Genomic DNA, 18,791 nt, shown 5'->3' with positions numbered 1-18,791 from the left:
ATCAAATCCGGGGTGACGAGAGGCGGGAAATAGAAGGCTATTTCTTCAGATAGCGCTTCATCCAGTCGAACACCGTGCGGTGCCACTGGACGCTGTTTGCGCCCTTCAGCACCCAGTGATTCTCGTCGGGGAAGACGAGCAGTTCGGACGGCACCCCCCGCCGCTGAAGCGCGGTGAAAGCTGCGAGCCCCTGCGTATAGGGAATGCGGAAATCCTTCTCGCCGGTGATCACCAGCATCGGCGTCTTCCACTTGTCGACATGGTTCACCGGATTCCATTTCTCATATTCTTCGGGAACCGCGAAATAGGGGCCGCCGTGCTCCCATTCGTCGAACCACAGCTCCTCGGTCTCATAGGCCATGGCGCGCGCGTCGAAGACGCCATCGTGCTGGACGAGGCATTTGAAGCCGTCGATCCATTGCCCGGCGATCCAGTTCATCATGTAGCCGCCATAGGAGGCCCCGAGCGCGCAGGCGTTGCCGATGTCGAGCTGCGCATCTTTCTGCCCTGCAGCGGCAAGGCCGAGCTTCAGGTCTTCGAGCGGCTTGCCGCCCCAGTCCTTGTTGATGCTGTCGGTAAAGGCCTGACCATAGCCGGTCGAGCCGTGAAAATCGACGGTCACCGCGCCATAGCCCTGCTGCGCGAACAGGCGCGGGTTCCAGCGCGTCGACCAGCTGTCGCCGAAACTGCCCTGCGGGCCGCCGTGGACGAGGAAGGCGACGGGCAGCTTGCCGGTGGCATTGGCAGGCTTGACGATCTGACCCCACACCGTGTCGCCGTTCGCACCGGCGAACTGCATGCGTTCGACCTTGACCGGATCGAGTTCGGCGAGCGTTGCGGCGTTGGCGTCGGTGAGTTGGGTGACCTTGCCCTTGGCATCGCGGAGGTAGAGGTCGGTCGGCAGCAGGATCGAATTGCGCGAATAGAGCAGGCCGCCGTCGGCGAGCGGGGTCACGTCGCCGATATTGCCCTCGGTCGCGGCGTTCGACGCCTTCAGTCGCTCGACCTTGCCTGTCGCAACATCGACGCGGAAGACGGGATGGTCGAGAACCTCCTGCGCGGTGACGTAGAGCGCCTTGCCGCCGGGTGCCCAGGCGATCGAGGCGACCGAGCGATCCCAGGCGTCGGTCAGCTTGCGCGTCTCGCCGTTTTCGAGATTGCGCAGCATCACCACCTGCCGGTCGCTTTCATAGCCGGGTCGCGCCATCGCGGCATAGGCGAGCCACTTGCCGTCGGGGGAGGGGGAGGGCAGCGTGTCGGTCGCCTTGTTGGCTTCGGTCAGATTGATCGGCGCGATGCGCGCATCGACCTTCGCCTTATAGATGTCGAGGTTGGTCGAGGTCGGTTCGTCGCGGTCGGCCTTGCGCAGCGTGAAGAAGATCGTGCGGCTGTCGGCACCCCAGGCGAGTTCCTCGCCGCCGCCGAAGGGTTTCGACGGCGTGTCGCCGATCAGCGCGCCATCGACCGCGCGCCCCGCGGTCGCTTTGCCGTCGACGAGATCGAAGACGAAGGGGCGGCTGTAGGTGCCCGGCGTCTCCCATTGATCCCAGTGGCGGACGAAACCGACGCCGTCCTTGTAGTGGCGGCCGCTGCCCGGTCCGACGAGCGCGCCTTTTTCCTTCGCATCGCAGCCGAAGCTCGTGCACTCGCGCGGCACGTCGCCCCAGACGAGCAGGCGCTGGCCATCGGGCGACAGCTTGAAGCCCGCGACGTCGGCCTTCTCGCTGGTGACCTGCGTTGCCGGGGCGCTGCCGTCGCCGACGGCGATTCGCCAGAGCTGGTCGCTGCCCGACGCGTCGGAGAGGAAGTAAAGCGCGCCATCGGGGCCGAACGCCGGGCTCGTCTCGTTCTTGCCGGGGGTGTCGGCGATGCGCACCGGTACTGCTCCCTTCGCCTTGCGGTCGAGAAGCCACAGGCCGGTCGAGCGCTTGTAGGACTCCGCCTCGGTCTCGGTGATCTGGAATGCGACCCAGCGTCCGTCGGGCGAGGCGGCGGGAGCGGCAACGCGCTTCATTGTCGCCAGATCGACCTCGGTCATCGGCCGGGCGAGAGCGGGGGTGGACAGGACGGCGGCGAGCGCGATCGCGCTGGACAGGAGATGGTTTCGCATGAAAGCGGTTTAACGCCGCCGCCGCGCGGCGCAAGGGCACTACTGCGGACGGACAGAGCTTCCCGCGTCAGCGCGGTGGGTGCGCGGCCAGATATTCGACGATCGCCTTGACCTCCTGCGCGCGCTCGCGTGGGATGACCAAGATGTCGTCGCCGTGCGTCACCACGATCAGGTCGGATACACCGACCACGGCGATGCGCTTGCCGCCGTCGGCGCGCAGATAGTTGCGTTCGGCGTCGAGCGTGACGACGTCGCCGATGCGGACGTTGCCGGCGTCGTCCTTCGCGCCGAGCGTGTGCAGCGCCGCCCAGCCGCCGACGTCGGACCAGCCGGGATCGACCGGCGCGACGACGACCCGGTCAGCGCGCTCCATCACCGCATAGTCGATCGAATCGGCGGGGCTGTGCAGGAAGGCGTCGGTGTCGGGATGGACGCGTCCGCCATCGTGCCGTGCGTCCGTCATGGCGGCGGTGCAGGCCGCGGCCATCGCCGGTTGCTGGCGTTCGAGCTCGGTCAGGAAATGATCGGCGCGCATCAGGAAGATGCCGGCGTTCCAGTAATGGCCGCCTTCGGCGAGCATCGCCTCCGCTCGCTCGCGCGGAGGCTTTTCGACGAAGCGCCTGACGCTGTGAACGCCGGGCGCATCGGGATGCACTTCGCCCGCCGCGATATAGCCATAGCCGGTTTCGGGATGCGACGGCGCGATCCCGAAGGTCGCGATCGCGCCCGCTTCGACCGCGGGGCGCGCCGTGTCGATCGCGCGCAGGAATGCGGTGACGTCGGTCATGACATGATCGGCGGGCATGACGAGAAGCAGCGAATCGGGGTCGCAGGCGCGTGCGGCCAGCGCGATCGCCGGGGCGGTGTTGCGCGCCGCGGGTTCGACGATGACCCGCGCGTCGGCGATTCCCGCCGCCGCCAGATCGGCCTCGACCGGCGCGACGTGCCCGGGGCCGCAGACGACCAGCGGCGCGGCGAAGCGCGCGCGATCGGCGACGCGATCCAGCGTCTGGCGAAACAGGCTGACTTCGCCGATCAGCGGCTGGAACTGCTTGGGCGCGGCGCTGGTCGACACGGGCCACAAGCGGGTGCCCGATCCGCCGGACAGGATGACGGGGACGATCATGGACTTCCTGTTACCACCCTTCGCCCCGCATCGCCATCAGCAAGGCCAGCACAGAAGGGCGCGGGCATTCGGGGCCAGCGCGATGCCGTCGGCGCGGTCGATGACGACGCACTCGCCGAGCGCCACCGCCTCGTCATCGACGCGGCACCCCGGCGAGAGCGGTACGAAGCTGTAGGCGCCGTCGGTCTGGGGCAGCATTGCCGCGGCGTCCGGGCCCGCCAGATGCAGCAGGCGGAAATGCGGGCCGTCGACCAACAGGCGGTTGTCGTCCGGCTCGACGCGGCCGTCGCGCGAATCGGGGCGCGGCCCCGGCGCCGCGACCGCCAGCCCGGCGTCGAGGTGCAATTCGCGCGGCCGGCCGTAATCGTAGAGCCGATAGGTGCAGTCGACATTCTGCTGCACCTCGACCACCGTCAGCCCGGCGCCGATCGCGTGGATCGTCCCCGCCCGATTATAGACGAAATCGCCTTCCCGTGCAGGCCGCCAGTCGATCATGTCGACGATCGATCCATCGAGCGCGGCGTCGCGCAGCGCCTCGCGCGACGTCTCGGCGACCAGCCCGACCCCGAGCTCGGCGCCGGGATCGGAATCGAGCACCAGCCAGCACTCGTCCTTGCCGCGTGCGAAGCCGGCGGCCTGCGCCGCCGCATCGTCGGGATGGACCTGAATCGACAGGCGTTCGGAGGTGAAGAGGAATTTGACCAGGATCGGCGCATCGTCGCCATCGGGATGGGCAAACCAGATTTCCCCGATCCGGCGGCCGCCGAAATCGCCGAAATCCCTGGGTATGTCGGTTCGGCCCCAGGGCTTTTCCACGACAAGCGTTTGCAGGCGCACGAGCATGGCCGACAGATGTGGAGGCGCTCCCGCCGCGTCAAGCGGAAAAGGGTCAGGCCGCCCGGTGCAGACGGTGGCTAGTCGCCGCTCCAGGCTGGTCGGGCCAGAGGCCGCGCGTATCGTAGACGATCTTGTCGGCACGCTCCTCGAGCGGGATCGAGCGGAACAGGTCGTGATCGACGAGCACGATCAGGATGTCGCACGACGCCAGCGCGCTATCGAGATCGATCAGTTCGGCACCGGTATCGGCGAACGCGGCCGGAAGCGTGCGCGCGAAGGGCTCGACGATATGGATCTGCGGGCCGAACCGACGCGCGAGCGCTGCTGCGACCTCGACCGCGGGGCTTTCGCGGAAATCGTCGATATTGGGCTTGAAGGCGAGGCCGAGGCAGGCGACGCGCGCCTCCGGATGCTGCGAGACGAGCATTTCGGCCGCGCCGACGACATGCGCGGTCTTGGCGAGGTTGACCTCGCGCGCGGTGCGGATCAGGCGGCTGTGCGCGGGGGCGCCGTGGACGAGGAACCACGGATCGACCGCGATGCAATGCCCGCCGACACCCGGCCCGGGCTGGAGGATGTTGACGCGCGGGTGCCGGTTGGCGAGCCGGATCACCTCCCACACGTCGACGCCCATTTCCTCCGCCATCATCGACAGCTCGTTGGCGAAGGCGATGTTGACGTCGCGATAGCTGTTTTCGACCAGCTTCACCATTTCGGCGGCGCGTGCCGAGGTTGTGATGCAGGTGCCGCGCACGAACTGGCGATAGAAGGTCATCGCGCGCCGCGCGCAGCGCGGGGTGATGCCCCCGATGCAGCGGTCGTTGTCGACGAGCTCGACGAGGATGCGCCCCGGCAGCACGCGCTCGGGACAGTAAGCGACGAAGATGTCGGCGGCGCCGGTGCAGGCGCCCGGCACCTTGAGATCGGGGCGAAGCTCGGCGAGCAGTGCGGCGATTTTCTCGGTGGTGCCGACGGGCGAGGTCGATTCGAGGATCACGAGATTGCCGGCCTCCAGCTTCGGCGCGATTGCGCGCGCGGCCGAGAGGACGTGAGTGATGTCGGGGCGATGCTCCTCGTCGTGCGGGGTGGGCACCGCGATGACGAAGACGTCGGCGGGCGCGACCTCGATCGAAGCGACGAGCGCGCCGCGCGACACGACGCCCTGGACGAGGCCGTCGAGATCGACTTCCTCGATATGCACCTTGCCGCTGTTGATGGTGTCGACGACGTGCCGACTGACATCGACACCGGTGACCTTGCTGCCCGTGCGTGCGATCAGCGCGGCGGTCGGCAGGCCGATATAGCCGAGGCCGAGGACGGTAACCTGCTGGTCGTTATCGATGGGCACGCGCAACAATCTCCGCTATTCGTGTGGCGGCGCGGCCATCTCCGAAGGGATTATGCGCGCGCGCCATGGCGTTATAGGCGCCTTCATCGTCCAAAAGGCTGAAAATTTCCGAAACGATGCGATTTTTGTCGGTGTCGACGAGCCGCGCGGTGCCGGCTTCGATGCCTTCGGGGCGTTCGGTTGTCTCGCGCATCACGAGCACCGGCTTGCCGAGCGAGGGCGCTTCCTCCTGCACCCCGCCGCTGTCGGTCAGCACGAGATGGCTGAGGCCGAGCAGGCGGACGAAATGCGGATAGTCGAGCGGATCGATCAGCGCGACGTTCGCGAGATTGCCGAGGATCGGTTCCATCGCGCTGCGCACATGCGGGTTCGGGTGGATAGGGAAAATCACCGCGACGTCTTCGCGCGCCGCGATACCGGCGATGGCCTCGGCGATCGCCTTCATGCCGTCGCCGAAATTCTCGCGCCGATGCGATGTTACGGCTATGACCCGCTTGCCCGCGAAGCGCGCGAGCAGCGGGTCGAGCCCGGCGGCCAGCGCCGGTTCTTCCTCAATTCGCGCCTTGGTGGCGAGCAGCGCGTCGATGACGGTGTTGCCGGTGACGTGGATGCGCTCGGCAGGCACATTTTCGGCACGAAGCGCGGCGGCAGCGGTCTCAGTCGGCGCGAAATGCAGGTCCGAGATCGCGCCCGCGACCTTGCGGTTCACCTCTTCGGGCCAGGGATGATAGATATTGCCGCTGCGCAGCCCCGCCTCGACATGCCCGACGGGTATCTTGCGGAAGTAAGCGGCAAGCGTCGCCGCCATCGTTGTCAGCGTGTCACCGTGAACGAGAATGCGCTCCGGCTTCTCGGCATCGAACGTCTCGCCGAGACCCGTCACTAGCCGCGCGAGCAGCGCGTCGAGCGACTGGTTCGGCGTCATGACGTCAAGATCGATGTCGGGCACGATGCGCGCGATCTCCAGCACCTGGTCGAGCATCTCGCGGTGCTGCGCCGTCACGCAGACGCGCGCGTCGATTCCGTCTCGCGCCTGCAGCGCATGGACGACCGGAAACATCTTGATCGCTTCCGGGCGTGTGCCGAAAACGCTCATCACCTGCATCGTCGGCTCCTTCACTTTACCATTAGCCTTTCCCGCTCGGAAAAGTCCGACCGGCCATGATCAACTAATCCGCAAAGCTTGCGACACCCTTAAGTCCGCGCGACCTGTGTAAAATCAACCGGATGGATACACCGATCAACGGACACACGGCAAAGCCCTTATTGTCTCCCGATGCCGGGAAGGCTAGGGGCAGCTTGCCTCGCCCACGGCTGCCGGTTTTTTTTTGCAAGTTGGATTGTTTCATGTTCTGGAAGCGTAAGAACAAGCATGTTCCCACCGCACGGAACGATTTCGCTGTTCCCGCGGGCCGGCGCATCTATGCGATTGGCGACATTCATGGCCGTGATGACTTGTTCGCAGCCCTCATGAATCTGATCCGTGCCGATCATGCTGCGCACGCATCGGCGGAAGTCACGCTGATCCTGCTTGGCGACCTTATCGACCGCGGACAGCAATCGGCCGCAGTTGTCGAACGTGCCATCCACCTGAAGGAAGAGTTCAAAGACACGCGCCTGTTGATCGGCAATCATGAGGAATGTTTCCTTTCCGCGCTGACGGGAGACATCCGCCGAGTGCGCTATTTCATGCGGATCGGAGGATACGCTACGGTGCAAAGCTATTGGAAGGGCGCGATGAGCTTGACCGAAGCGACCTTCGATGAAGTTGCGGAGCATTTTCCGGCGATGGTGCCGCCGTCGCATGTTGAATTTCTGAGCGGCGGCGAAGATGTAATCGAAATCGGCGATTATGTCTTCGTACATGCGGGTATCCGCCCAGGCATTGCGCTCCGCAAGCAGACGCTTGCCGATCTGCGCTGGATTCGCGATGATTTCTTGGAGGACGATCGCGATCATGGCGCGATGATCGTCCACGGCCATACGATAGGGGCCGATGTTGACGAGCGGTCAAATCGAATCGGGATCGACACTGGCGCCTATGCGTCGGATGTGCTGACCGCGATCGTGTTGGAGGGAACCGCGCGTCGCTATCTGAGGACATGAGGCTACTGTCGCCTGATTCGTTGCCACATTCTGGATTCGCCGGGTTTTGTCATTGCTCCCATCTGGATGCGGCACTAAGAGCCGCTAGGCAGCCTGTTGATGTTGCAAGTCATTGATCGGACAAACCCGCAAGCGCTAAGCCATGACCATTGCTCACCCGCAGATACTTTTCCTACCGGCCGGTTTTTAGCGGGTTGATGTGACTCTGTCTCAATCCACTGAAACGTCCTCTTTGCTCAACTTCGTGGTCTCGGTGTTGCGGCGGGTGGCAGATTTGCCGCGCGCAATGCGGCGCTCGATCGCATTTGCGATGGACGTGGTGACTTGCATCCTTTCGGTATGGCTAGCTTTCTCAATCCGGCTGGGCGGATGGGACCTTTTTAGTCGGCCGGTGCTGATTGTCATCGCGCTGGTGCTGCCTTGCTGGTTTCTCATCGCCTTATGGGTGGGTATCTACCGCGCGATCATCCGGTTTGCTGGAGGGCGAACCATCGTCGATATCGGCGTCGCCTGCCTCATACTTTCATTGCCGATGATTACGATCTTCAGTTTCGTGGGTGTAGATGGGGTGCCTCGAACGATCGGAATTCTTCAGCCCATCCTTCTGCTCATGCTTCTCGCGATAAGCCGGGTGATCGTCCGCTATGCGCTGGTGGATGTTCTTCATTTGGTGCATCGCGGCCATACGCGCCGAGTGGCAGTGTATGGCGCTGGGCGTGCAGGACAGCAATTGGGCCGGGCTCTTCGACACGAAGGGCATTTGCCGCTTACCTGTTATTTCGACGATGACCATAGCTTGGCTGGCGACCGGATCGACGGCGCCCCCATCCATCCCGCTCAGCAGATCAGCCGCTATATCGGCGAGTTGGGGATTGATGAGATATTGCTGGCTTTGCCGAGTGTCACGCGCGGGAGGCGGCGCGAGATTGTTGAGGAACTTAAGAAATATCCGGTTCGGGTCCGTTCTCTTCCCAGTATCGGCAATATTATCGATGGACAGGTATCGATCAGGGACTTGAAGGACGTTCGTGTAGAGGATCTGCTCGGTCGCGATCCGGTCCCGCCCGATGAGCAGTTGCTGGGCGGAGCGATCGCGGGGAAAACAGTGCTGGTGTCGGGTGCGGGCGGCTCGATCGGCGCCGAATTGTGCCGACAGGTGATCATGCGCCATCCGCGCTGTTTGGTGCTTGCGGAGCAGTCCGAATTCGCCCTTTATAATATTCTTTCCGAATTCGAGGAGGATATGCGTGATAGCGGGATCATTGTCGTTCCCGAACTGGTCGATGTGTCCGATGGACCCGCGATTCGCCGGATCATGGAGCGCTACCGGCCCGATACCGTTTTCCATGCCGCGGCTTACAAACATGTTCCCTTAGTCGAGAGGAATCCCATATCGGGGCTTCGGAACAATATATCGGGAACCCTTCACTGCTGTCTCGAAGCCGAGCGAGTCGGCGCTTCGCGCTTCATCCTTGTCAGCACCGATAAGGCGGTCCGTCCCACGAACATCATGGGCGCGTCAAAGCGGATTTGCGAACTGATCCTTCAAGGTCGGGCGGGCGAGGGGAGCGGTACGATCTTCTCTATCGTTCGCTTCGGTAACGTGTTGAGTTCCAGCGGTTCGGTCGTTCCGCGCTTTCAGGCCCAGATTAATGGCGGAGGACCCGTGACTTTGACGCACCGGGAGGTCACGCGTTATTTTATGACTATTCCCGAAGCGGCTCAATTGGTCATGCAGGCTGGGGCGATGGCGAAAGGTGGAGAGGTCTTCATCCTCGATATGGGAAAGCCGGTGCGCATCCTCGATCTTGCCCGCTCTATGATTCAGCTCTCAGGTTGTACGGTGCGCGACCACGAAAATCCTGACGGCGATATCGTCATTGAAGAAATAGGTTTGCGGCCCGGCGAGAAAATGTATGAGGAGTTGCTCATCGGTGATAATCCTGAGCCGACAGATCACGACCGTATAATGAGGGCGAGAGAGAAAAAGTTCGACTGGCGTGGCCTGTCTGCGCAATTGGACAAGATGATGCGTGCGCTGGAATCGGGAGATGTCGAGGGGGCGATGACGGTGGTTCGTTACGTCGTTCCCGATTACGCGCCGCCGCCGCTCCAAGAAGATGACAGCATCTCGCAAACGCGCGTCAATTCCCTGAAGAAATCGACGAAGCGATGACACGAATCCTGAAGAAAAATCGTCTGGATAATATGCCTGCCGCAACGTCCATGTCACGTGATCGATTGGCCTATTACGGCGTGGTCATTCTGCTGACGGTAGCTTTTCTGTTGGCGGGCGGAGCCAGGGACGATCTGTTATCGCTGCTCTTCTGGCGGCCGCTATCGATGATCGTCCTTGCACTAGCCGTTGCCGTTTATTGGCAGGATGCGTGGCGGAATGGTCGCGCGCTTATGTGCTTCGCCTTGGCCGTGATACTATTGCCGGCGCTGCACCTCGTTCCGTTGCCGCCTGCGATCTGGTCTTCCCTGCCGGGGCGGGAATTGATGGTCGCGATCTATCGCGATGTGGGAATGGATATTCCCTGGCAGCCGCTTTCGGTCGCGCAGGCACGTACTTGGAACGCGCTGTTCTCGCTTGCCGCGCCGGTTGCCATGTTGATTCTCGTGCTCTCGCTCCCTTCGCAATGGCAGCGTCGAATTCCGCTCATCCTTCTTGGTTTGGGGTTTATGAGCGGTGTCATCGGGATGCTTCAGGCCATTGGCCCGGCGCAGGGGCCGCTCTATTTCTATCGCATCACGAACAATGGATTCAGTGTCGGCTTTTTCGCCAACCGGAACCATCAGGCGGCCTTTCTTGCGGCTATGTATCCTCTGATTGCCGCGAATCTTACGCTGTTCAAGGGTAAGCCGGAACAGTTGCTCTTTCAAAGGACGATGGCGATTATCGGGGCGTTCGTGCTACTCCTGTTGATCTTGATGACAGGGTCGCGTGGCGGTGCCGCGCTCGCGGTGCTCGGCGTCGCATTGGCGTGGTGGGTCTATAAATCGCCTGTCGCGAAGGCGCGCTCGGCGGATCGGGCGACAGACTATCGGACCCGACTGATCGCTTTTGGTCTCGCGTCGCTCTTTACGATCTTTGCCGTGATCGTGGCTGTGCGCACACCGGCTGTTCACCGGCTGCTCGAAACCGATTCAGCCGACGAACTGCGGGTGAGCACATTTCCGATCGTCATGGACGCCGCACAGAAATTTTTTCCTTTCGGCAGTGGAATAGGAACATTTGTCGAAACCTATCAGCTGTTCGAACCAAACAAGCTGATTTCGCAGACCTATTTCAATCATGCGCATAATGATTTTCTCGAAACCCTGCTGACGGCGGGCGTTCCGGGCGTTGCGTTGGTGTTTTGGGCGATTGTGCTGGGTTTGTTCGCGTTGCGCTCGCAAGTCAGGCTTCGGGGATTGCGGCAGGATCAGCCAGGTTTCCAATCGCAGGTCCTGGGCCGTGCGGGCCTTTCCGTCATCGCCATGCTTGCACTCTATAGTGCGGCTGACTATCCGCTGCGGGTTCCTTCGCTCATGCTGTTGGTGGTTGTTGCCGCCGGCTGGTGTTCAAATGCCTATCGGGCTGCTCAACGATGAAGAGAGTTATGTCGCAAGTCGATTTTAGACATTTTGTGAAAGCAGCGGTCACGGGCGCTGCGGTGACACTGTTGCTGACGACTGCGGGATGCGCGAACAGTCTGACGGCTGGCGGTCTTGGCGGCGCGTCGGTCACGCGCGTGGATGCCAGCGAATTGCCGGGGCCTGACGGGCAGGTGGGATCGGAGCAGCACTATAGCTATCGTATCGGACCATATGATAAGTTGATTGTCGATGTTCTCGGCATTGAGCAATTATCCGATCGTCGCGTGACTGCGGATGGCGATGGTGCGATCAGCCTGCCGGTTGCGGGTGTGGTCAATCTCAACAATCTGACGCTTGCCGAAGCGATGGAGCGGATGACGCAGCAGCTTCGCGCCGGGCACGTACGCAATCCTCGCGTTGCCATTAACCTTCAGGAATCCGTCAGCCGCTTCGTGACGGTCGATGGAGAGGTGGAGCAGCCTGGGAACTATCCGATGATCGGTGACATGACGCTGATGCGCGGGGTTGCTGCGGCGAAGGGAGCGACCGATTTCGCGAAGCTTCGCGAAGTGGTCATTCATCGCACGGTACAAGGCCGCCAAATGGTCGCGCTATACGATCTTGCCGCTATTCGCCGCGGCGCCTATTCGGACCCAGTCCTTTATCCCAACGATGTTGTTGTTGTGGGCGACTCCCCCTCGCGCCGATTGCTTCAGCAGCTCGTGACCGTTGCGCCGCTCTTCATTTCGCCGCTGATTGCGATTCTGGACAACAGGCGCTAATCCGCACCTTGGCTTTAAGAGTTTGATTTGATGTCAAAAATGGAATTTCTTGGGCAAACGGCCAGCGAAGACGCCGGCACCAGTGCGCCTTCCTGGGCAGCCCCGATGCTGCTGGAATATTGGAACGCATTGAAGCGGCACATCTGGGTGGCCGCGGCGATCATCGCCGTGTCGGTGATTATCGGAACGATCCTGACTCTGCTCATGACGCCGCAATATACGGCCACATCGCGGATCGAGATTGCACGCGAACAGGCCAACGTCACCAATGTCGAGGGGCTGCAGCGCGAGGATGCGACACCCAATCAGGAATTCTATCTGACGCAATATTCGCTGCTCAACGCGCGTTCGCTGGCCGAGCGCGTCGAGCGGCGTTTGCGATTGGCGACGAACAGGGATTTTTTCGACGCCCATGGCGCGACGCCGGTGGGTGAGGGCATCCTGTCGAATGGCGGCGCCGCTGGTACCGTGTCGGTCGGGAATATGCGTGACCGTCAGAGGCAGGCTGCGGATATTCTTCTCGGCCATGTGACGATTTCGCCGGTGCGCGGCTCTGCACTGGTGGATGTCAGCTATGCCAGCGCGTCGCCGAGTATTTCGCAGTTGATCGCAAAGACTTGGGTGAACGAATTTGCTCAGCAGAGCATGGACCGCCGTCTTGCCTCGACGGCGGACGCTCGCGTATATCTGGAAACCCGGCTTCAGGGCCTGCGCGAGCGCCTGGAGCAGTCGGAGCGCGATCTCGTCAACTATGCGGCCCGGCAAGGTATTGTCCGTTTGTCCGAGACGAAGAGCAGTGATGGAAAGACCCAGACGACGCAGACGCTTGCCTCGAGTAATCTCGATCAATTGAACCGCGTGCTCATTGAAGCCACGGCGGAGCGGACGCTGGCGGAATCCCGCTTGCGCGCCGCGCGGTCGGCGGGCAGCACGCAATTGGCTTTGCAGAACCAGTCATTGAGCAACCTGCGTTCGCGCCGAGCGGAAGCCAACGCCAAATATCAGGATATGCTCGTGCATTTCGAGCCTGAATATCCCGAAGCGCAGGCGGCACGCGAGCAGATCGCGGCCTTGGATCGTGCAATTACGGCCGAGGAAAGGCGGGTTCGGGATTCCTATGCGGCCGATTTCGATGCCGCATCACAGCGCGAAAAGGAATTACGTGGGCGCGTCAACGAACTGCTCGGACAACTCGATTCCGAAAGCCGTTCGAGCATCCAGTACAACATCTATCAGCGTGAGGTGGACACCAACCGGCAACTCTACGATTCCCTGTTGCAGCGCTATAAGGAGATTGGTGTTGCCGGGGTCGGCACCAATAACATCTCGATTGTCGATCCGGCTCCGGTACCCGAAACGCCGTCGTCGCCCAAACTGTTGGTTAACCTGATCCTCGCGTTGCTCGCAGGAACCGGGTTGGCGGCGATCACGATCTTCGTCCTTGAAAATCTTGATGAAAGCCTGCGCGAGCCGCAGCAGGTCGCAGCGAAGCTCGATGTGCCGCTTCTCGGTGCCATTCCGATTATTGAGGATGACGCACTGGAGAATATGAACGATCCAAAGTCGATTCTGTCCGAAGCCTATATGACGGTCAGAACCAATCTCAGCTTTTCGACCGATCATGGCGTGCCAAAGACTTTCGCGCTCACCAGCACGTCCCCCGCCGAAGGCAAATCGACGTCCGCTTATTCGTTGGCTCGCGTGCTGGGCCGCACATCGGGTTCGGTCGTGCTGGTCGATGTCGATATGCGTCGCCCGATTCTGGCATCGCGCTTGGGACTGCAGAGCGGATATGGCGTATCGAACTTCTTGGCAGGCGACGACAATTGGGAGAAACTCGTCCAGGAAACGACCGCGAACAATGTCTATTTCGTCGCGGCGGGTCCCACGCCGCCGAGCGCGTCCGAACTGCTCAGTGGCGAGCGTCTGGCGCTGTTGATCCAGCAACTCGCCAGTCGGTTTGATCACGTCATCCTCGACAGCCCACCGATGCTGGGCCTGTCAGATGCTCCGCTGATCGCAAATGTTGTCGAAGGCGTGGTCTATGTTATCGAGGCCGACCGCACGGCCGTTCGTGCCTCGCAAGCGGCTATCCAGCGGCTTCGTGATTCGCGCGCGCATATCCTGGGCGTGTTGCTCACCAAATATAGCGCCAAGCAGGCAGGTTACGGCTATGGTTACGGCTATGGCTATGGCTATGATTATGGGCGTGAGAAGACCGATGGGGCGCAGGGGTGATTCCGGTCGATCGGGGACATCGGGAAGAGATTCTTGCCTTGCGCTTCACACCATGGATATTCTTGGTACTGCTGTTTGGACTGCTGCTTTCGGTACTTGCGTTCTCGCAGGCCGCGGCGTCGATCGGTATCAAGCTCGATACATTCCGTCCGCTGGGCGGTAGCTTTTTCTCTTGGCGTAGTGCTCAACGCGATCTGGCGATCGAACTGTTCCAGAAACGGAAAAAGTTGCCTGATGCGGCGAAGCTGGTTCGGTCAGGTCATATGGGGCTGCGCTATACACCGCTGTCGGCCCGATCCGTGTGGCTGGTGGGCAAGGGGCTGGAGGCGCGGAAGGATTTCGAGGGCGCCCGTCGCGTGATGGCGGACGCCGAACGGATCACGCGGCGCGATACCGCGGTTCAGTTGTGGCTTGCCGAAGACGCATTTCGTCGCTCGTCGATTGCTGGCGGCCTGGCTCATTACGATCTGATCATGCGTGTCGAGCCGGCGACCCAGCCTGAGATTCTTCCCCGCCTGGCCGCAGTGATGGTAGCGCCTGAAGGGCGGCGCTATCTTCAGCCCTATATTCGCGCGAACAACTCATGGTTCAGACCCTTGCTGATTGCGGCGGTGAACGGCTTGCCCAGGGCGGAACCCGCAGCGCGATTGCTGATCGAACGCCGAGCAAAAGCTCCTGCCATTGCGGAGCTTGAACCGGCATATGCCAAGCTCGTGACCAGACTTGTCGATGAAGGCTCCGTGGACGTCGCGCTGCGGCTCTATCCGCTGCTGCCGAACGGCAAGCCGGATGCGCTGGGTGATGTCAGCGGCGTTACGAAGAACGGGCTTGTCACCGGTTACCCGCCCTTCATCTGGTCGCTGGCGAATGATTCCTTCGGCGCCACCCTGGTCAGCGTCGATGCAAAGGGAAGCGGAATCGAATTTTACGGTTCTTCCGGGACTGTCGGCATGGCCGCGTCCAAGCTCGTCACGCCGGGCGCCGCCTCGCAGCTTCGCTGGCGCGTGTACGACCGATCGACCAATTTGCAGAGCGCGGCGACATGGATCGTGACTTGCGTTGCCGGGAAGGCCAAGGGCGCGGCGCAAACGTCGGTCAATCTGCTCGACGCCGCGACGCCGCTGAACAAGATGATGGCCATGCCGCTGCCATCCGATTGCGACGTGGTGCGGCTCGACATGCGAATTGCGGGCGGTATCGGCACCAATCCGGCCAGCCTGATCGTGGGCGATCTGGAGTTGGCCAAAGCTGCAACGGCGCGCTGACGTGCTCAAACGATCGGTCGATGTTCTGTGCAGCGCGCTGGGACTGATCCTTTTATTGCCCGTTATGGCGCTGGTCGCCATGCTCGTGCGGATCAAGCTGGGGTCGCCGGTGCTTTTCCGGCAGCAGCGCCCCGGATTGCTGGGGCGTCCCTTCGCCATGCTGAAGTTCCGCACCATGACGGACGCATGCGATGCCGACGGGCGGCTGTTGTCCGACGCGGAGCGGCTGACCGCCTTCGGCAAGTGGCTGCGTTCGGCGAGCCTCGACGAATTGCCGGAACTCTGGAATGTCCTGCGCGGCGACATGAGCCTGGTGGGACCGCGTCCGCTATTGATGCAATATCTCCCGCTCTATTCCCCTGAGCAGGCACGGCGCCATCTCGTCCGGCCGGGACTGACGGGATGGGCGCAGGTCTGCGGGCGTAACGCGCTCAGTTGGGATGAGAAATTCAAGCTCGACGTCTGGTATGTCGATCATCGCAATCTTTGGGTCGATATGAAGATCATGTTGTTGACGATCTGGAAAGTGTTCCGGCGGGACGGCATCAGTGCGGCCGACAACGCGACAATGCCTGTCTTTAGGGGGACCGAAGGCATGGGCGATCATGGCTGATGTTCTGCTCCTTTCGGCCGGGAGACGGGTTTCGCTGTTTCGGGGCGTGGCAAAGGCCGCGGAGGCGCGCGGACTGAGCGTAGCCACTGCCGACATGAACCCCGATATGAGTGCGGCCTGTCAGGTCTCGGGCCAGTCCTTTCGTTTGCCGCATGTGCGATCAGATGAATATCTCGCCGCGCTTGAGGATTGCTGCCGCCGCAATGGTGTCCGCCTGGTCATTCCGACGATCGACACCGAGCTGCCCGTTCTGGCCTCTCTGCGGTCGCATTTCGCGACATTCGGATGTTTTCTTGCCGTGTCGGAAGCGCCGGTTATCGACGCTTGCGCGGACAAGCGGAAGACGATTTCCTTTTTCGAACCCTATGGCCTGCGGTCGCCGATGCTCTACGATCCGGCACATCTTGCCTATCCCCTGATCGTCAAGCCTTATGACGGTTCGCTTAGTGTCGGCATATCGGTGGTGCGAGCGCCGGAAGACCTCACGGCCGCGCATCTGGCGGAACCGCGCAATATATTCTGCCAGTATCTCGACCCTGCCGAGTTCGAGGAATATACTTGCGACGCCTATTATGATCGAAGCGGCGCGATGCGGTGCGTCGTGCCTCGACTGCGTATCGAAGTGCGGGGCGGCGAAGTGGCGAAGGGACGGGCTGTCCGCAACAATATCGTGGCCCACCTCAAGGACCGGATTGGGCAGATCGATGGCGCGGTGGGCTGCCTGACCATTCAGGTGATGCGCCATCGCGAAACGTCCGAGATATTCCTGATCGAGGTCAATCCGCGGTTCGGCGGCGGCTATCCGCTGACCGCGCGGAGCGGCGCGCGCTATCACGAATGGCTGATCGACGAATATCTGATGGGCGCCGCGATCCCCGACTATGACGATTGGCGCGACGGCTTGATGATGTTGCGTTACGATGCCGAGGTGTTCGTTGGCGAATGACCCCGTTCATTTCGTGTTCGACCTCGATGACACGCTCTATTTCGAAGAGGACTATGTCCGGTCCGCTTTGCGTTTCGTTGGTGGAGAGGTCGCGGAACGCTTCTCGTTAGCTAATGCCGCTGACCGGCTGCTGGTGCTTCGTGCGGCCGGTGAGAAGAATCCGATAGGCCGGTTATGGGACGAACATGGCTTGCCGCCGGATATACGGAGCACCGTTCTCGACGCGATGCGCGCCCATGTGCCGGCCATTTCCCTTCGGCCGGATGCCGCGGATTTTATTGATGTCCTGCGCGCGGACAGGACCGCTTACGCCATCGTGACCGACGGACGCAGCGTAACGCAACGCGCGAAGATCTCGGCGTTAAATTGTCTCGATGCGGCCTATATCTCGGTGTCGGAAGAAGTCGGACTTTTGAAGACCGATCCCGCTCGCTTCGCGGCTGTGGAGGAGCGATTAGGCGAGGGGCGTTATGTCTACGTCGGCGACAATCCGGCGAAGGATTTCGCCGCGCCGAACGGCCTTGGTTGGCTGACCATTATGTTGGTTCACGATGGGCAAGGAGTTCATGGGCAGCATCTACCGCCCGACCGGAGCTATCACCCCCAATTCGCCATGCGAAGCTTTGCCGAGCTTGCCGAACTGGCGTCCTGCCCGGCTCGTGGCCGCGATGTCGTTCCGCTTGTGCGGCGACCGGAAGAGCATTAGTCGGGACCGCTGCTGGGAACTGAAAGCAACATGACTTCGCTCTACGAAAACAAGATTCTTCGCTCCATCGCGCTTCCTGTGCTGAAGGCGGTCAACCGGGACATCCGGATACGCCATCACTGGACGGGGCGGCCGGTGAAGCTCAACCTGTTCGCGCACAAAGGCTATTGGTATCACGGCCGCAACCGCGAAAAGGAGGAGATGGAAGCCATCCGTCTGCTAATCGACGATGGCGATATCGCGGTCGAGGTCGGCGGGCATATCGGCTATATCAGCATGCTTCTGTCACAGGCCGTAGGGCGGGGCAGCGTGATCGTTTTCGAACCGGGATCGAACAACCTCCCATATCTTCGCGCGAATATCGCGGGTCTCGACAATGTCAGGCTGATCGAAAAGGGTTGCGGCTCGCAAGCCGAAGACCTGGTCTTCTACGAAGAGAGTCTGACGGGGCAGAACAACAGCTTCGTGCCGGACTTCCAGGGGTTGCAGAGCAACGCAGCCCATGCGGGGACAGTCGATGTCGATGTCACCAGCAGCGTCGTACAGGTCGTGCGGGTCGATCAGGAGGTTCCCGATGCCCCGTCGTTCGTCAAGATCGACGTCGAGGGTTTCGAACTGGCAGTGCTGCGTGCGCCACGCACATGTAAGATATTGATATAATTCAGTAAATACCTATGGTTGCCTACGAATCGGTGCAGTTCTGCGGGTTTTTTGCGCGTAGCTTCGATGTGTTGGCCGGAGATGCGAGCTCCGGTACGGAGATAGTGGGTATCTTTCGCGCGCGTCTCCGTTGGCGATTTACGTGGCCACCATTCGACGGAGGGGTCAACTAAATCCGAGAAGTTTGCGCTGATCGGGCCAGGCGAGCGGGAGCGCAGGCATCTTGAGCAGCTCGCGCGAAGTGAGTGCGCGAGGTTGTGTGCCATCGAGAATGGCGCTGGTGATATCTGGAGCAAGGTAGGCAAGGCGCGCGAGTCGCTCGGCATGGCGATCACCGCGTGAGACGGCGCTGGCGAACAGATGCTCGCGGGCACGATGCGCCTTGGCGATGAGCGCGACAAGCCGGGGATCGGGTGCGCGGATGTCGGTCTTTGCGGCGGCGATAACCAGCCTGGTGCTGCGCTTGCCGCGA

Annotated in this window: 15 protein-coding genes and 1 pseudogene; 10 read left to right on the top strand and 6 right to left on the bottom strand. The window is 61.8% G+C overall.

Annotated elements, in window-relative coordinates; genetic code table 11:
* Positions 1-37: 37 nt before the first annotated feature.
* The 5 genes from ABS88_RS16330 to wecB form a co-directional block, all read right to left on the bottom strand.
* Positions 38-2,110 (bottom strand): alpha/beta hydrolase family protein, encoded by a 2,073-nt coding sequence (locus ABS88_RS16330; RefSeq protein WP_286750154.1) that lies wholly within the window; start codon positions 2,108-2,110, stop codon positions 38-40.
* Between the two features lie 67 nt (positions 2,111-2,177).
* On the bottom strand, positions 2,178-3,236 hold the full coding sequence (locus tag ABS88_RS16325) for a mannose-1-phosphate guanylyltransferase/mannose-6-phosphate isomerase (protein WP_286750153.1): 1,059 nt from the start codon (positions 3,234-3,236) through the stop codon (positions 2,178-2,180).
* A 36-nt stretch (positions 3,237-3,272) separates the two neighbouring features.
* Positions 3,273-4,052 (bottom strand): class I mannose-6-phosphate isomerase, encoded by a 780-nt coding sequence (locus tag ABS88_RS16320; protein WP_286750152.1) that lies wholly within the window; start codon positions 4,050-4,052, stop codon positions 3,273-3,275.
* 73 nt (positions 4,053-4,125) lie between these two features.
* Complete coding sequence (gene wecC, locus ABS88_RS16315; protein WP_286750151.1) at positions 4,126-5,421, bottom strand: UDP-N-acetyl-D-mannosamine dehydrogenase; 1,296 nt, start codon at positions 5,419-5,421, stop codon at positions 4,126-4,128.
* Entirely contained in the window at positions 5,408-6,526 is a 1,119-nt protein-coding gene (gene wecB, locus ABS88_RS16310; RefSeq protein WP_286750150.1) for a non-hydrolyzing UDP-N-acetylglucosamine 2-epimerase, read from the bottom strand. Before wecB ends, wecC begins: the two co-directional genes overlap by 14 nt.
* Before the next feature lie 242 nt (positions 6,527-6,768).
* On the opposite strand from wecB, the gene ABS88_RS16305 reads away from it, so the two are divergent.
* The 10 genes from ABS88_RS16305 to ABS88_RS16260 all read left to right on the top strand — a co-directional run bounded on the left by ABS88_RS16305 (position 6,769) and on the right by ABS88_RS16260 (position 18,319).
* Positions 6,769-7,527 carry a metallophosphoesterase gene (locus tag ABS88_RS16305; protein WP_286750149.1) on the top strand — a complete coding sequence of 253 codons (759 nt, stop codon included), beginning with the start codon at positions 6,769-6,771 and terminating at the stop codon, positions 7,525-7,527.
* A 232-nt stretch (positions 7,528-7,759) separates the two neighbouring features.
* Positions 7,760-9,703, top strand: coding sequence for a nucleoside-diphosphate sugar epimerase/dehydratase (locus tag ABS88_RS16300; RefSeq protein WP_286750148.1), 1,944 nt, complete (start codon positions 7,760-7,762; stop codon positions 9,701-9,703).
* Positions 9,700-11,124: an O-antigen ligase family protein gene (locus ABS88_RS16295; RefSeq protein WP_286750147.1), complete on the top strand. Its 1,425-nt coding sequence runs from the start codon at positions 9,700-9,702 to the stop codon at positions 11,122-11,124. Before ABS88_RS16300 ends, ABS88_RS16295 begins: the two co-directional genes overlap by 4 nt.
* Before the next feature lie 8 nt (positions 11,125-11,132).
* Positions 11,133-11,891: a polysaccharide biosynthesis/export family protein gene (locus ABS88_RS16290; RefSeq protein WP_286750146.1), complete on the top strand. Its 759-nt coding sequence runs from the start codon at positions 11,133-11,135 to the stop codon at positions 11,889-11,891.
* Positions 11,892-11,921: 30 nt separating this feature from the next.
* Positions 11,922-14,129, top strand: coding sequence for a GumC family protein (locus tag ABS88_RS16285; RefSeq protein WP_286750145.1), 2,208 nt, complete (start codon positions 11,922-11,924; stop codon positions 14,127-14,129).
* Positions 14,126-15,394 (top strand): tetratricopeptide repeat protein, encoded by a 1,269-nt coding sequence (locus tag ABS88_RS16280; RefSeq protein WP_286750144.1) that lies wholly within the window; start codon positions 14,126-14,128, stop codon positions 15,392-15,394. The genes ABS88_RS16285 and ABS88_RS16280 overlap by 4 nt, the downstream gene beginning before the upstream one ends.
* A gap of 1 nt (position 15,395) precedes the next feature.
* Positions 15,396-16,007, top strand: a complete 612-nt coding sequence (locus ABS88_RS16275) for a sugar transferase (RefSeq protein WP_286750143.1) — start codon at positions 15,396-15,398, stop codon at positions 16,005-16,007.
* Positions 16,000-16,953: an ATP-grasp domain-containing protein gene (locus ABS88_RS16270; RefSeq protein WP_286750142.1), complete on the top strand. Its 954-nt coding sequence runs from the start codon at positions 16,000-16,002 to the stop codon at positions 16,951-16,953. The genes ABS88_RS16275 and ABS88_RS16270 overlap by 8 nt, the downstream gene beginning before the upstream one ends.
* A 13-nt stretch (positions 16,954-16,966) precedes the next feature.
* Complete coding sequence (locus ABS88_RS16265; RefSeq protein WP_286750141.1) at positions 16,967-17,659, top strand: HAD family hydrolase; 693 nt, start codon at positions 16,967-16,969, stop codon at positions 17,657-17,659.
* Positions 17,660-17,689: 30 nt separating this feature from the next.
* Positions 17,690-18,319, top strand: a complete 630-nt coding sequence (locus tag ABS88_RS16260; RefSeq protein WP_286750140.1) for an FkbM family methyltransferase — start codon at positions 17,690-17,692, stop codon at positions 18,317-18,319.
* A 165-nt stretch (positions 18,320-18,484) separates the two neighbouring features.
* Here ABS88_RS16260 and ABS88_RS16255 read toward each other — a convergent pair.
* A pseudogene (locus ABS88_RS16255) lies at positions 18,485-18,791 on the bottom strand (recombinase family protein); the annotation flags it as partial.

Source organism: Sphingopyxis sp. SCN 67-31 (genome assembly GCF_001725095.1).
Note: the sequence above shows the minus strand (reverse complement) of the source record. Positions and strands in the feature narration are given on the sequence as shown.